Origin of the sequence: Paenibacillus sp. M2, assembly GCF_046713495.1 — a bacterium.
GTDB lineage: Bacteria > Bacillota > Bacilli > Paenibacillales > Paenibacillaceae > Paenibacillus > Paenibacillus amylolyticus_B.
Map to the genome: position 1 here is coordinate 5,562,175 of NZ_CP169648.1, position 16,750 is coordinate 5,578,924.

At 47.0% G+C, this 16,750-nt stretch carries 2 protein-coding genes; both read right to left on the bottom strand.

Annotation, left to right across the window (positions count from 1 at the left end):
• Nucleotides 1–25: 25 nt before the first annotated feature.
• The gene (locus ACETMN_RS25620) at nt 26–9,019 is read right to left on the bottom strand and encodes an SDR family NAD(P)-dependent oxidoreductase (RefSeq protein ID WP_411735301.1); all 8,994 of its coding nucleotides are present in this window, start codon (nt 9,017–9,019) and stop codon (nt 26–28) included.
• Complete coding sequence (locus ACETMN_RS25625; protein WP_411735302.1) at nt 8,997–16,742, bottom strand: SDR family NAD(P)-dependent oxidoreductase; 7,746 nt, start codon at nt 16,740–16,742, stop codon at nt 8,997–8,999. The genes ACETMN_RS25620 and ACETMN_RS25625 overlap by 23 nt, the downstream gene beginning before the upstream one ends.
• Nucleotides 16,743–16,750: the final 8 nt, after the last annotated feature.

Below are 16,750 nucleotides of genomic sequence, written 5' to 3' on the forward strand. Positions count from 1 at the left end.
CTATCAACGCCCCTCTGTGATCTTGCTAGAAATTGAAATTCACTTCTTCATCTACAGCTTCATCCGTGATATCCGTGACACGATCAACTTCAATATCATAGATCAATGTATCCGGCTGTTCTGAAATTATCTCAAGGATTTTCACAAAATCTTTGGCGATATATTCAGCTGTGCCAGGCAAGAACAAGCTCGTATTATATTCCAGAATAAACTCGATCGTACCCTCCCGCTCAATCGCATCCAGTGCCAGATCAAACCGTGAAACTCCACTGTCATAATCAATTAATGTGCCTTTGAAAGCCTCAATCTCTCCGGTATACATCCCTACATTTTGCAGTGCAAAATACACATCAAACAGCGGATTTCTGCTCGGATCACGTGTACTATTCACAAGTTGCACAATTCGGTCGAATTGACAGTCCTGGTGCGCAAAAGCCGATAACGTACGCTGCTTCACATCCAGAAGTAACTCCCTGAATGAGTCATCAGGCACAGGTTCGTTTCTCAGGACGATTGTATTCACAAACATGCCAATGGTGGCATCAAAGTTACCCTGTTGACGACCCGTTACAGGCGAACCGATGAGTATATCACTCTGGTTCGTATATTTATGCAACAGGACATTTAAGGCGGATAAGAGCAACATGTATAGCGTTGTTCCTGTACGTGCTCCAAGCTTGCCTATACGAGCAGTGAGTGCTTCGTCGGCATAAAAAGTCATTTTGGCTCCATCATAGGTTTTTCGATCAGGCCGTATAAAGTCTGTTGGAAGTTGCAGTGTGGGCAATGGCCCTTTCAGCGTTTCCAGCCAGAAGGCTTCCTGTGATTTAATCGAATCCGATTGCTGATACTGGTTGCTCCACTCCGAGTAATCTCTATACTGATAAGGAATATCCGGCAGGGGTGAACCACTGTACATTGACGTGATTTCGTGCATCATATTGTCCATCGACATACCATCTGTAACCAAGTGGTGCACATCAAACATCAACAGATGGCGACCGTCATCCAACGAACCAACAATCATTCGGATCAACGGTGCCGCTTCCAGATCAAACGGTCGGACAAACTGCTTCACTACATCTTCGACTGCTTCCGTTCCACGAATGACATCTGGCAACGTTTCGATTGAAAAATCCACGTTCTCGTGAATTCTCTGAATCGGCTCTCCTTGTTCCCAGTGAAATGATGTACGGAACGATTCATGGCGCTGAATCAGAGTGTTCATATAACCGTTCAACGTGAATGGGTCAAAATTCCCCTCCATAATCAACGCTTTGTTCAGGTTATAGCTGATGTTGTCCGGGTCCTGAGTGCAAAGGTAGAATATCCTTTTTTGAGCTGATGAAAGTGGATATTTTTCTTTGACTTCTGCATGAGGGATAGACTGTTGTCCGACTGTTGCATTCTCCACATCGACCAGAGATTGCAGGTGAACTCCCAGTCCCCAGATCGTCGGATATTGCAGCACATCCGAAGGATTAACCTGTATCCCCGTTTCCCTGTATATATCCGATGCCATCTTGAGTCCAATAATGGAATCTCCACCATATTCGTAAAAATCATCATACAGATCCATTTCTGTCAGTCCCAAATGAAGTGACCAAATCCGGGATAACATCTGTTCCATGGCTGTATATTGACCATCATTACGGCCGTGTAACGAGACTTCCTTGTTCAGCGTTGCCTTTCTCATCTCCACTTCAGCAATCACGCCGGCACTTTGATCCTGAATCGTGTTGTATACGTCCTCGGACATCATCATTGGCATGTCACCTACGTAGGCCATATATTCCGAGTCATAATTCAGTTCGCCGATGATAGACCGATGCACTTTACGCTGAAAAGCCTGGTCAAAGGCCTTTAATGCAGAATTTGTTAAAACAGACTTGAACACCATGTCGTCATTTACGCCAAAATCTTTGGCCATCCCGGTCTCTTTCCAGGCCACCCAATTGATCGTTAATGTACGTCCACCCCTGCGGTTGCGATACGCTGCATAAGCATCCAGATAACTATTCGCTGCTGAATAATCTCCTTGACCCGGAGAGCTGAATAATGTTGAAGTGGTTGAGAACAGAACAAGAAAATCCAGAGAGTCGTGGGCTGTTGCCTGATCCATATTCCAGGTTCCCTGGACTTTCGGAAGCAACACACGGTTAAAGGTCTCCGCATCCTTGGACGCAAGGAATCCTTCACCAGCTACCCCTGCACCATGAACAATGCCATCCACTTTGCCATACTTCTCTCTGATGTTCACCATGAGTCTTGATACTTGTTGAAGATCACCTGTATCCACGCTGTAGAGACCTACTGTGGAACCTTTGTTCTCAATCGACTGTATCCATTTAATTTTGTTGCATTGCTCCAGATCCTTGTTATCCTCCAAAATGGCTGGCCATGTTTCCCGATCAGGGAAATCCGATCTGCCTGCAAGAATCAAGGTAACGTTGTGTCTGTTGGCAAAGTGTTCTGCAAATGCTCGGCCAATGCCGCCCATTCCGCCGGTGATGAGATAGACCCCCTGCTCCTTAATGGTTACATCAGAGAGCTCAGCTCCCAACAGATCTGTCTTCCTAAACTCTTCCACATATCGTTGACCCTTCCGATAAGCAGTGGCGTAGAAAACATCATCTGCATTCATTGCATTAAGCAAAATAGGAATAGCGGTGTCATCATCTATATCCATGACTTTGCATTCCAGTTGAGGATGCTCTTGTCCAATCGCTTTACCCAAGCCAAACATCGTAGCATATTCAGGAGCAAGATGTGATTCGTGGCCGCTAACTTCGTGAACGAACTGGGATAACAGAACAATGCGCATTCGATTTCGCAATCCTGCACCCGCAATGGCTTTTGTGAGGTAAAACAAGCTATGCACCCCTCGGCATAAGGCATCCTCCAGTTCCTTCGGACTCTCGGGTGCTATATGACCATTTATGGTAAAGGTGTGAATAATCTGATCTATTCTGTGATTCTTCGTAGCCTTCAATAATTGCAGATACTGCTCCTCCGAACCATCGATCTGATAATGAACCGGAGAGATCTTCGCATATGTTGCACCAAGAGTAACTTCAATTACATGTGCTCCACGTTCAGTAAGTTCCCGGGAGAGACTGTCACATAACGGAATTGTCCCCTTCAAAAGCAAGACGGTTTGCGGATTCGGAATAAGCCTTTCAGGATTATTCGCTTCCACCCAGCCAATGGTGTAATGCATCGTTGGTTCTTCCTTCTGCACAACCGATGGTTGAACCGCAACTCGTTCGGGAATATCAATCCAGCAACGATTGCGCTCGTAAGGATACGTTGGAAGATGCAGCCTGAAGGTTTCCTCTTCTGCGTACAATCTGGACCAGTCAATATCGGCTCCCTGTGTATAAAGAATCGATATTTCCTCCAAGTGCTGATCTTCCCATCCGTGCTCGTTAATGAGCTTCAGTACCCTGTCTGACTGCTCGTTTAATTCACGAAGTTTTTGTTCCGTCAATTCGCCAACACCTGGCTCCTTCGTCTCAGGAACCATTCGATGTTCAGATGCATAAGCAACGGGCGGTTTAATCTCGCTAAACGGGCATCCACGCAGCTTGTCCAATCGGGCTAACAGATCTTCTTTGTCTTTAAAAGCAATGGCGATACGCAACTTGTAGTGTCCTCTTCCCTGAGCAGCTGTTCCGCACAGGCTTAACAGATCCAGTTCATCGTAACTATCGAGATAATCATGATAAGCGGCGATCAATCTGGACAGAGAGTCCTTACTTTTGGCGGAAAGAGGCAAAATATAAGGTCTGCGTTCCTCAGCTTGGACAAATGTCTGTACTGGGGCCTCTTCCAGGATAACGTGACAATTGGTTCCACTAATCCCAAACGCGCTGATCCCACAACGTCGCGGTCCTTCCTCGGAATGCCAAGTACGCAGACGGGTATTCACAAAGACCGGTGAATTGGAAAATTCAATCATTCGATTAGGTCGATTAAAGTACAGCGTCGGAGGAAGCTTTTTCTCACGCAGTGCCATAACCGCCTTCACCAAACTAATCACTCCAGCAGCCTCCGAAGAATGCCCCAAGTTGGTCTTGATGGAACTCACCGCACAGAACTGCTTGCGATCTGTGTAGCTCGACAGTGCATCGGATATGCCCTTAATTTCAATCGGATCTCCCAATGTCGTGCCCGTGCCGTGTGTTTCAATGTATGTGATTGTCTCCGGTTCAACTCGTGCATCCTCCAAAGCAGATATAATTACCTCTGTTTGAGATGCCGGATTAGGTGCCGTGATGCCTATTGAACTGCCATCCTGATTCACAGCCCCGCCTTTAATTACAGCATGGATCGAATCATGGTCATCCAGTGCCTGCTGAAGTGATTTCAGCAGTACCACTGCAACCCCTTCTCCAATACCTGCTCCATCTGCTTCATCATCAAAAGCTTTGGAGCGATGATCTGTAGACTCGATGCCAAGTTTCATATTTTCATCATCCACCGGGCACAGGTTAATCTTGATTCCGCCAGCCAGTGCATAATCACATTGCCCACTACGAATAGCTTTGCAAGCCATGTCTACAGACACCAATGAAGATGAACAGGCCGTATCAATAACCATGCTTGGGCCCTTTAGATCCAATAAATATGAGATCCGCGCAGACATCATGGCTGTCAGATTACCCACCATGGAGCTTGAACCGCTCCCAGGATCAACTTCATATAAGAGACGTGCATACAGATCTCGCAAGGTTGCCGCATATCCAAGATATACGCCCGTTTTACTACCACTCAATCTGGTGCCGCCATACCCTGCATCCTCAATTGCAGTCCACGCAGCTTCAAGAAATAATCGCTGATTGGGATCCATAAGACTTGCTTCCTTGGGCGATAACCGAAAGAAACCTGCATCAAACTTGTCTATGTCTTCCAGATACGCGTTCTCGTTGTATTTCATCTGTGCCTGGTCATGACCTGTGAACGCAAAATGCTTGTCAATATCCACTTTTCTCGATTCCGGAAACGACCGAACCAGATCCGTGCCGTTGACGAGATGCGCCCACAGCTCCTCAGGTGTGGAAGCAAGTGGCACATTCACAGCCATGCCGATAATCGCAATATCTCCATCTCGTTCCGCCGCAGTACGCTTCTTGAGATGCATCGCTGGAGAAGGACGCTGTTCCTCCTTCTTGTTTTTTCCACCGATGAATTTTGCGAGATGATGAACATTCGAGTATTCGAACAGATCCGTAACATTAATGGCTCCTGGAAAAATCCGCTCAATCTCACTCTGAATTTTCATCAGCAGAATAGAGTCCGCACCTAGTTCAAAGAAGTTGTCGTGAATATCGATTTGATCAAAACCCAATATTTTTCTGCAACATTCGGCTACACGTTTTTCCGTATCACTAAACTCTTCGTTGAGGCTTCCTGTCAAACTCACTTCTCCTGCTGGATTTGTCGCTGCACTCTTTGCTTTGGTCGCTTTTTCCTTCTTCTTTTTCTCCTTGAATAGTTCAATTTGCGCAGTCAGCACAGGAGATAGCATCACCCCTGATTTTTCGAGCAGAAAGACTCCACCGTTCTCATAGTTGAGATAACCTACAAGTGCTCTCGGTACATTATGAGATAACACCTGCTCGAACCCTTCAAGAGCCTTACCGGTTGGCAGCGTCTTAAAAATGGTATCGATTGTGAACCCACCTTCGAGGGCCATACCGGTTTCTTTCCAGGTCGTCCAGTTCACCACATGTGTCCTTCTGCCGAGCTTGTTCCGATATTCCCCGTAGGCATCCAGATAAGCATTGGCTGCGGTATAATCTCCTTGAACGGCTCCGCTAAACATCGTTGCTACCGAAGAAAACAGAATAAAGAAATCCAGATCATCCGAATGGGTAACTTCATCCAAAATGCGTGTACCCATCACCTTCGGATTGAAAATGCTTTTAAACTGGTCATCCGTACGATTCATCAATAAGTCGGATCTTCCGATTCCCGCACCATGGATAACCCCCCGAATCTTCCCATGACGTTGACGCAGCTCTTCTACAATTGGAACTATCTCTTCTTTTTTGGAAATGTCAGCGCTGTATATTTCAACGCTAGCTCCCATATTTTCAATATCAAGCACTCCCTGAATCTTTCGGCATAACGACTGATCCTGCTGTGCTTCCAAAATTGCTTCCCATGTTCTCCGGGGTGGAAAGGCAGTACGATTAATCCAGGCCAGATGTACCTTGTCCCTGCCAGCCAAATATTTGGATACTTCAATCCCGATACCTCCGGCTCCACCAGACACAAGATATATCCCTTCTGAATGAAGAGCTGGAAATTGTCCGTTGTTACTGTCCGACTCTGCAACAGGCTGGAGTGTACCGAATGACTGAACATACCGTTTTCCGTCTCGAATGGCGGTAAGGAAGTGATCTGTTTTTCTGAAAACAGACTCTGCACTCCCCTTGCTCCATAGCATATCTTCCACGTCGATAACTCGACATTGTATGTTCAGGTGCTCCTTACGTATGACCTTGGCAAGACCTTCTAGCGGTGCGAGTTCAGGTCTAAGAAGGTGTTCTTTGCCTGTGACATGATGGACACATTGGGTCAAAATCACCATATCCATATCATAATCAATACCATGTCTGGTCAATGAACGAACCAGATACAGCAGGCTGTAAACGCCGCGTTCCTGTGATTCATTCAACTCCACCAGATTCTGAACAGAAGTGTCCGAAGCAAAGGTAGGTGCGTAGATGACCTGTGACCATGATTTTAAATCCAAAGCATTGACTAAAGAATCAAAATCGACCTCTTTCGAACCAATTCGAAAATCAGTATCGTTCCTCTGTTCAAAGTAATCTCCCGGGCAAACCTTAATGACGTCCTTACCCGATTGTTGCAAAAGCAATGCAAGGTCAGCCCCACCTTTGTCATCGGCTGTAAAGAGTACAACTCTCTCGCTTGAATGAACTTCGTTATCCTCGTACTCTCCCTCAAGCTCATGCCACGTAAGAGAAAACAATCCGTTGTCAGGGTGGACACTCTCTTCTGCTGGTCTGCTTCCCATGTCAATCCAGCACTTCTGCGGATCAAAAGGATAACCCGCCAGAGGTACGGTCTTCGTAGACTTGCCCTCATACAGACGCCACCAGTCCACGGATGCCCCTTGCACGTAAAGAGTACACAGGCGCCCCCAGTCGAATGTAGCCTCATTCATCTGGTTCAATTCTTGTCTGACCTCTTCACTTAACGCACGAACGTTTTTCTGGGTAATATCATGTCCCCCTGAAACTTCCCGATTGTCGCTGATCAGTCGGTGTTCCCCATAATGAAACCAAGGTGCTGTGAACGTGTGAAAGTCTCCAGATATAACCTGGGTTAGCTTAATGCGCAAATCCTCCAAATGTTCAGCCAAAATGATCACTCGGTGAGCATAATGTCCGCGACATGCATTGGCTGTTCGACACACATCCAGTAATGAATACCTGTCAGGGAAGGCAGATACTCCGTCCAGATACTGTTTCATCAGGATTTGAATTCCATTAACTGATCCCGCAGACAACGTGAATGGATGAACACCCGTATGCCCATCATGCGTAACGTTCAGCGTGGCCTGTACAGGAGCTTCTTCCAGCACTATATGACAATTCGTTCCGCTCAAACCAAATGTGCTTATCCCGCATCTACGCGGATCAGCACCTCGCTCCCACTCTCTTAACCTTGTATTGACATAGACGGGTGAATTCCCAAAATCAATATTCAGGTTTGGACAATTAAAATGAAGGGAAGGCGGGAGTTTCCGATGATACAATGATAAAAGACCCTTGATCAGACTGGCCATCCCTGCTGTTTCATACAGATGCCCGACATTGGTTTTGACCGAACCGATTGCACAAAATTGCTTTTTATTCGTATATTTTCGAAAAGCACGTTCCAGCCCCTGAATTTCGATAGGGTCACCCAGATTCGTTCCTGTTCCATGAGTTTCAATATAGGCCAGGGATTCCGGGTGGATACCTGCTCGCTTCCACGCTTCCTCGATTACTTCGGATTGAGCAACCGGATTGGGGGCCGTGATGCCCATGGACGTTCCATCCTGATTCAAGGCGATGCCTTTGATTACACCATAGATGTGGTCTCCATCCTTCTGAGCCTGACGAAGCGGCTTCAAAATTACTGCAGCCACACCTTCACCCATACCGGATCCATCTGCTTCTTTATCAAAAGCTCTTGTCCGGTAGTCGGTGGATTCAATCCCAATCTTCAGAAAATCATTATCCACTGGCAAAATATCCAGCTTAACTCCTCCGGCAATCGCCATGTTGCAATCCCCGTTCATCAGCGATTTACAAGCCAGATAAACGGATACTAGCGAGGACGAACAAGCAGTATCCACTACCATGGTCGGTCCTTTTAGATTAAGCAGATACGAGATGCGGGTAGGAAGCATTGACGCGATATTTCCAGTCATCGCAATAGACAACTCTTCCGGATTAGTATCCTTGATCATTTCCTTATAGTTGTTGCTATTGGCAAATCCGGTAAAGACGCCGGTATTGCTTCCTGCAAGCCTTTGCCCGCCGTAACCGGCATCTTCGATGGCATGCCATGCCGTTTGCAAAAATAAACGATGACAAGGGTCCATCAGACTGGCCTCTTTTGGAGAGAGACGGAAGAACCTATAGTCGAATTGATCCACTTCATCCAGAAAAGCACCATCCAGATATTGAAGGAATTCGTCTGAATATCCGCTTAGTCTGAGGTACTCATCCGTTACAGATTTCCGATCAGATGGATAATCACCTATGCAATCAATCCCCTGCTCAACAATGTGCCAGTATTCCTCCGGATGATTCGCATGGGGAAATTTAAGGCTCATGCCTATGACTGCTATATCCTCTTGATGATTTGCTTCTTCCTGCTTCAGCAGATTGATGACCTGAATCCCCGTCACTTTGTCAATTTTGCCGGAGGCTATGTTTTCAACAACATGTTTGTAGACTTTCTCCACAAGCTCACTCCCCTGGCCGTATTTCATCCAAACGATGAAGAATGTCTTCGACAGATACTTCCCCGTCCTGCAACTTGTCCAGCATATGGCTTAATGAGTCATTCCAATCTCCGTCCTGCTCTTCTGATGCGGATGTTATCGGTGCAGCTTGCAGGATATGTTGCTCATTGCCTGCAATGTAATTGCTGAGTTTGTCTACAGTTGTATATTCGAACAGATCTACCAGTTTGATCTTATTGGGGAAATGCCGATCCAATAACTCATGCATCTGGCCCAACATGATCGAATCTCCCCCTAATTCGAAGAAACTGTCATAAATATTGATTTCACTGAACCCTAGTATCGAACCGAAGATTTTGGCAATCAGATCCTCAGCATCGCTATATGCTCCTTCTCCTGTCCTGCCATCCAGAGTAACTTCTGCATAACCGGTCTGGTTCTGAGTTTCAGTAAAAACAGTCTTCTCATCAGTAGCGAGGGATCTCAGGTCATCAGATAATCTCACAGCAACACTTGACATCATGCCAAGCAATTTGCTTTCACGATTGATCTCGCCGACGATTACCCGATTCAAGGTCATTCCCATCGCACGATCCAGCCATGCAATGCCCTGCTCCGTAGGAATTGCGGAGAATACGCCATCCACATTGATACCGTAACGAACGCCCATCCCCGTATCTCGCCATGTGTTCCAATTCATAGTTAGGGTTCGTTTCCCAAGCTTGCTTCGATATGCAGCAAATGCATCCAGGTATGCATTGGCAGCAGCATAGTCCCCTTGGCCCGGAGCAGCAAACACCGAAGAGATCGTGGAGAAGAGCAGGAAGAAGTCAAGATTATCCTCAAGCGTGACCTGATCAAGCGCCCATGTTCCATAGACTTTGGGACCTGTCACCGCTGAGAACTGTTCCTCCGTCTTGCGCATCAGCATGCCTTCACCAGGTACACCGGCACTGTGAACTACGCCACGAATGGGACCGCAAGTATGTCGAAGTTCATCAAATACCTCACGTAGCCTATCCAGATGCCCGATATCCACTTGATAAAATGAACATGACGTTCCCTTCTTCTCCAGATCCATCACCCGGTTTATCGTCTCGCACACTTCCCTGTCTCTGTTCTGATCAAGCCATTCAGTCCACTGGTCACGCGGCGGAAAAGGTGAACGGGCAAGCAAAGCAACATGTCCTGCTCCCTTGTCAGCCAAGTACTGGGCGACTTCCAAACCAATGCCTTTCGTGCCGCCAGTAATCACGTATACACCGTCATTTTGAATTGCTGGCGAATGGCCGATTACCGTCGTATCGTCCAAAGTCTCGAACTGTTCCTCATAACGAGTACCTTCCCGGTAAGCAACAAGATATAGCTCAGACTTTCGGCCGATCTCTTGTAACACATCTTCAGCAGAGACAACATCATCCACGTCCAGAAACTTGCAGGATATGCCCATCAATTCCTGACCTACAACCCGTCCCATTCCCATAAAAGGAGCTTGTTGCGGCTGAAGGACACGTTCATTGCCTGTCACTTCGTTCACATAATCAGATACCAGCGTAAGGCTCAGTCCGCGTTCATAACCCACATGTGCCAGCGCCTGTGTAAGATACATCAGGCTGCGAGCCCCACGCTGCTGGGTCACCTCTAATTGTTCGATACTCTCGGGAAACACTGCTTGTTCAGTCGTTGACATATGGATAATATGTGTGAATTGATACTCAGATTGAAGATCTGTTAACAAGTCCTCATACGCCTGTTTATTTGAATCAACGCCATACCATCCATCGCCTGGAGTAGAATCCTTTTGAAGTCCAATCTCTACTCTTACAACCCTCCGACCCGCAGCTAGTAATCTCTCATAGATCGATGCCGAAAGAGTGGTTTTTCCTGTGAACAATAACACATCTCCAGATTCGGAGGACATCCATGATGTCCCATCGTTGGATGGCGTGTTAACCCAACGAATAACATGAAATGGTTGTTCCATACGTTCCACTTTTACCGGGGCGACGTCGGGTATGTCCAGCCAGTGTGTCTTACGCTCGAAAGCATACACCGGGAGCCGCACTTTACGAGGTGCCTGTCCGTCATTCCATAATAATGGTGGCAAATCTGCGCCCGCCGAATACAACTCACTAATTTTGACCTGCATGGATTCGTCCCTGTATCGGCCGTCCCTCCAAGCTAATGCCACTTCTTGAATTTCGGTGTTCAAACTTTCCTTCTGAACCAGAGTAAGATCATCCGGACGTCTAATCCCATCCGTACCTGATACCAATCGGTGTTCTCCATAACGGTAGAAAACCTGGCCTGCTTCGCCCAGTTCAGACTCCCAAAAGTAGAGCCGGTTCAATTCATTCAAACGGGAAACAAGCTCCATTGTCGTATTCACTGCAAAAATTAATCGATGCGGATAATGACTGCGCCCAGCTTGGACCGTGTAACAGATATCCTGCAGATCCATTTGTAATAATTGCGGACCATATGCAACGTACCTTGTAACAAGTTGCTGCAAGCTCTCACGTGATTTGGCCGAAAGCATGAAAAACTGTGGCCCAACGTGAGGAACATGGTCAGACAGTTCTTTATGGATATAGTCTGTCGGTGGCTCTTCCAGCACAATATGGGCATTGGTTCCGCTCATGCCAAACGCACTGACGCCAGCTCGCCGCGGATGGCCTTCAACCTCCCACTTACGAGTAACGGTGTTGACGTATATGGCAGAATCGTAAAACGGGATATTTTCATTGGGTCGATTAAAGTGAATCGTTGCAGGCAATTCCTTGTTTTTAAGTGCCAACGCAGTTTTGATCAACCCGACGATTCCCGCTGCTTCAAGCAGATGACCCATATTGGCTTTGACAGATCCAATCGCACAGAAATTTCGTTTGTCGGTGAACATACGAAATGCATTTGTCAAACTGTTTACTTCAATCGGGTCCCCTAAAGGTGTACCCGTCCCGTGGGCTTCCACATAACCAATAGTCGCAGGATCAATGCCGGCATCATCCCACGCTTTGCGAATCACGTCTTCCTGAGCCGCCGGATTTGGTGCTGTCATCCCGGCAGAACTGCCATCCTGATTGGATGCTGATCCCTTAATGACTGCATAGATTTGGTCGCCATCCTGTTTAGCTTTTTCGAGTGGTTTGAGCATGATTACACCAATGCCTTCGCCAAATCCCGTCCCTTCCGATTCTTCATCAAATGCACGAGTGATTCCATCCATGGATTCCATGCCTATTCCCATGCGTGTATTCGTGTGATGAATCGGCATGGTATGGATTTTAATCCCACCTGCTATGGCCATTTCACATTTGCCGCTACGAATCGATTGACATGCTGCATCTACAGCAACGAGGGATGATGAACAGGCTGTGTCTACGACCATCGATGGTCCTTTCAAGTCCAGCATATAAGATACTCTTCCAGAGGTAACTGCTGCTGTGTTGCCCACCATAGCGCTGGATAGAAGAGTCGGATTGGTTTCATAAATGAGTCGTGAATACATATCGCGAATATTCGGCGAGTATCCGACAAACACCCCGGTATGACTTCCACTAATGTCTTCTACACAACCGGCATCTTCAACTGCTTCCCAGCATGCCTGCAGGAAGAGACGCTGATGCGGGTCCATCAGGCTTGCTTCCTTGGGAGACAAACGGAAAAAGGTACTATCAAACTTATCAATCTCATCAATATACGACCCTTCCACAAGAGCAACGCTGCCCTCAGGAAACTGTTTATATCGAATATAGCGATCAATGGCATCCTTTCGTTCTGCAGACAATGTGGTCCTGCAATCCAACCCGTTGCGAATATTGTCCCAGAACTCATCTGTGGTGTTGGCGTTAGGCAGTTTGACGGAAATGCCAATAATGGCTATGTCCTGTTCCGTTCCTTTCATCGTTGCATGATGTGTCATGTTGTTGCTTCCCTGGCGTTTATCCACCAGAAAACGGGCCAGCTTATAAACTGTTGCGTGCTCAAACAAATCCGTAATCATAAGTGAACCTGGATCAAGCAGTTCCAATCTGGCATGCATCGTTTTTAACAAGAGGGAATCGGCTCCCAGTTCAAAGAAATTTTCATGGATGTTAATTTCCTCGAAACCCAATACCTGTCTGCAAACATCAGCGACACGTCGTTCTGCTTCGGTGTAATCCTCTTTTTCTTTTCCCGTGAGGATCACCTGACCCGCGCCATGTTGTGAAATTGATCGGGTAGAAGCCATATCTGCTATAGATCTGGTCGTAGACTTCATCCTCTTCAATCGTTCGAGCAAATATGGAGCAACCCGAATCCCTGAACGTTCGAGTAAAGGAATGCCCCCACCATTTATGTTTAATTCCCCGATAATAACGCGGTCTACTTTTTGAGTAACAACGTCTGCGAGAGTATGGATCGCCTGTTCAGGCAAAATGGCCTTAAATATAGTATCCGCCGTAAAACCCGAACGTGCTGCCATTCCCCGCTCCCTCCAGGTCACCCAGTTAATGGCGAGTGTGTGAAGTCCCTGCTTGGTTCGTTGTGCGGCGAACGTATCCAGGTAGGCATTGGCTGCAACGTAATCTCCCATCGTCAACGTGCTGAATGTTGTAGCGACAGAAGAACATAACAGCATAAAATCAGGCTGATCTTGTCGGGTAAGTTGATCAAGCAGCCATGTCCCCCTGATCTTGGGAGCCAACGTGCGCTTGACGTCATCTTCACTCTTCTGATCGGTAGACAGATCACTTCCCGTTCCTGCGCAATGCACAATTCCACGTATAGAACCAAACGTTTTTCTGATACCATCCAACGTATGGGTAAGACGCATTTCATCGGATACATCTACGCTAAAATAAGTTACCATTGCTCCGAGACTTTCCATGGCATCTATTTCACGAATAATCTGCTGAACAGCCGTCTGGTCTTTCCCATTCTTACGAAGCAGCGGCCATTGCTCTCTGTTAGGTAATTCTGTCCGTCCCAGTAGGATAATTCGTACCTTTGCCTGACCAGCCATCCATCTCCCAATCTCTGAACCTATCCCCCCTGCTCCACCCGTTATGATGTATACTCCATCTTCAACCAGTTGCCAGTCCCTATTTTTCTGAGTCTCTGTGTCCCATTCATCCAGCTGTTCAACATAACGAATCCCATTCCGATAGGCAAAATTCTCGTTGGAGATGCCTATGCCACCAACCAACTCCGGAATAGATTCAAGTGAACTATGTTCATCTCTGTCAATGCACTGACAACGGATATGCGGATATTCCTTTCCTATAACGTTAGCCCAGCCGATCAAGGCAGCGTGCTCAGGATACAGTTCCACCTCGTCCCCCGTCACTTGATAAGCAGTTGTCGTAGCAATTGATATGCCTACAGGGCCAGACACTGCTCTCTGCACCAGAGATTTGACCAGTCTGAACAGACTCAGAGGACCCTCTATTTCCGCCTGAGAAAGATCCGCCAGATTATGCACCTGCATTCTGGGCGTTGAACTCAGTAGATGAATAACACGGGTTATATCATTGAAAGGCAATGCACCAAGCAGATGATCATAAACATCTTCTGAAGAAAGTTGTACTAGACCTGAGAGTCCTTCCATAACGGCAACATCTCCGTCAAATGTCACGGATACCAGCTTTCTTCCCAGATTACGCAAGGTGGTTTCAAGCCTTTCGCCTTCAAGGTCTTTATCTTTTCGCAATATCAGGGTTATCCCATCATCAATTGGCTGCTGCTCCTCATCGGGTATGGATGGTTCCAAAGAATCCGCGATCCAGCGTGTTCTATACATACTCCGAGTCATGTCATCTGTCTGGCGTTGATCCATGTCCGCTTTCCAGTCCAGCCAGCATATGTTCGGTTCAAACTGGTATGAAGGAAGTGGAATTCTGCGCACAGACTTTTCTCTGTACAGATCTTCCCAACTCACATCGGCTCCCTGAACATACAAATCACAAATGGCCTCCAACAGCACTTGTCTCGGATGAACATGAGGTTCAGCAAGCCATGCTTGGGCTTTCTGTCCAAGTAGTCTGACCTCCTGCTCCGTGATTTCCCCTGTACTCCGCGTGGACTCCCCTGCACCGGCTGTTATAATCCGATGTGTGCCTGTGTGTACTCCGTTTATCTCGAGATCAGGACCACCATTTGCGGCTGATACCAACTTCAATTTTCTTTCCAAATCCTTGCGATCACTGTAAGTGATCGCAAGCCTTTGAGTGTAGTGCCCTCTTCCGGTATTAGCCGAGAATGATAGATCTGCCAGCGAAAGTTCAGGATTTGAAACGAGCAAGGCCTGATAGGCATGCACCAGCTTTGTTAAGCTGGCAGCACTTTTGGCAGAGATCGTTAAAATTTGCATATCCGGGATCGTTGCGGTACCTGCCCTGTGATAATGTGGCGGCTCTTCAACTACAATGTGACTATTGGTTCCACTTAGACCAAACGCGCTGACACCACATCTGCGTGGAGCTCCTTCGGCATGCCATATTCTAGGGCGAGTGTTGAGATAGACCGGAGAATCTTCAAAGTTGATTTTTGAGTTTTGACGCTGAAAATGAAGTGTGGGTGGCATCATGCCTTCACGCATTCCCATAATGACCTTGAAAAGCGAAGCCATACCAGCTACACAATCCAAGTGGCCCACATTTGTCTTCACTGAACCGATAGCACAGAATTGTTTCTTGTTTGTAAACTTTTGGAACGCTCTGCGAATGGCCTCAAACTCTATGGGATCTCCCATATCTGTCCCTGTACCATGTGTTTCAATATAATTTAGCGTCTCCGGGTTAATCCCCGCATTTTTCCATGCTTTCACCAGCAAATCTGTCTGTGAAGCGGTATTCGGCGCTGTGATGCCTACGGAAGTTCCATCCTGATTCACAGCACTTCCTTTAATGACTGCGTAAATATGGTCTCGATCCCTGAGTGCTTTGTTCAAAGGTTTGAGGATAATAGCGGCAGCGCCTTCACCCCACACCGTCCCATCCGAATCTGCATCGAACGCCTTCACTTTGCCATCTGGCGCTTCCACACCAAGCTTGTTCCCTTCATCCAGGGGAAACAAACGTATCTTTACGCCACCAGCGACAGCCAGATCACAATCTCCGTTTCGAATGGCCTGGGACGCGAGATGGATGGCTACGAGAGAAGATGAGCATGCTGTATCGAGACACAGGCTCGGCCCCTTCAGATCCAGCAAGTAAGAAATCCGGCTAGCCAGAATGGAGGCCAGATTACCTGGAACTGCACTGGGATCTGCCTGCGGCTCCAAGTCAGTGATTAATCTTTTGTAGTCATATACTTCATCGTTACGAAACCCAACGTACACACCTGTGTTGCTTCCTTTAAGTTTACCGCCCCCATATCCTGAATTCTCAATGGCGTGCCAAGCCGTTTCAAGAAACAACCGCTGATTGGGGTCCATGAGAGAAGCTTCACGGGGAGACAGGTTGAAGAAACGATAATCGAATCGGTCAATATGATTCAAAAAACCTGCTTTGGTATACGTGACCGACTCTCCCCGTGTCTTCATATAATAATCTGTGAAAGATTGTCGTTCTGCGGGAAAATCGCTGATACTGTCCACACCGTTAACCAGATTGCTCCAATATGCCTCGAGTTCCTCTGCACCCGGGAATCTGCCGGACATTCCAATAATGGCAATGTCCTTAGTCGAAACACTTTCGATATCGACCGATTCTGCCCCGGATTCCAGGAGATCATCCAGTTTAATACTTCCCATTAATCCTTTTCTCATTTTGCTCT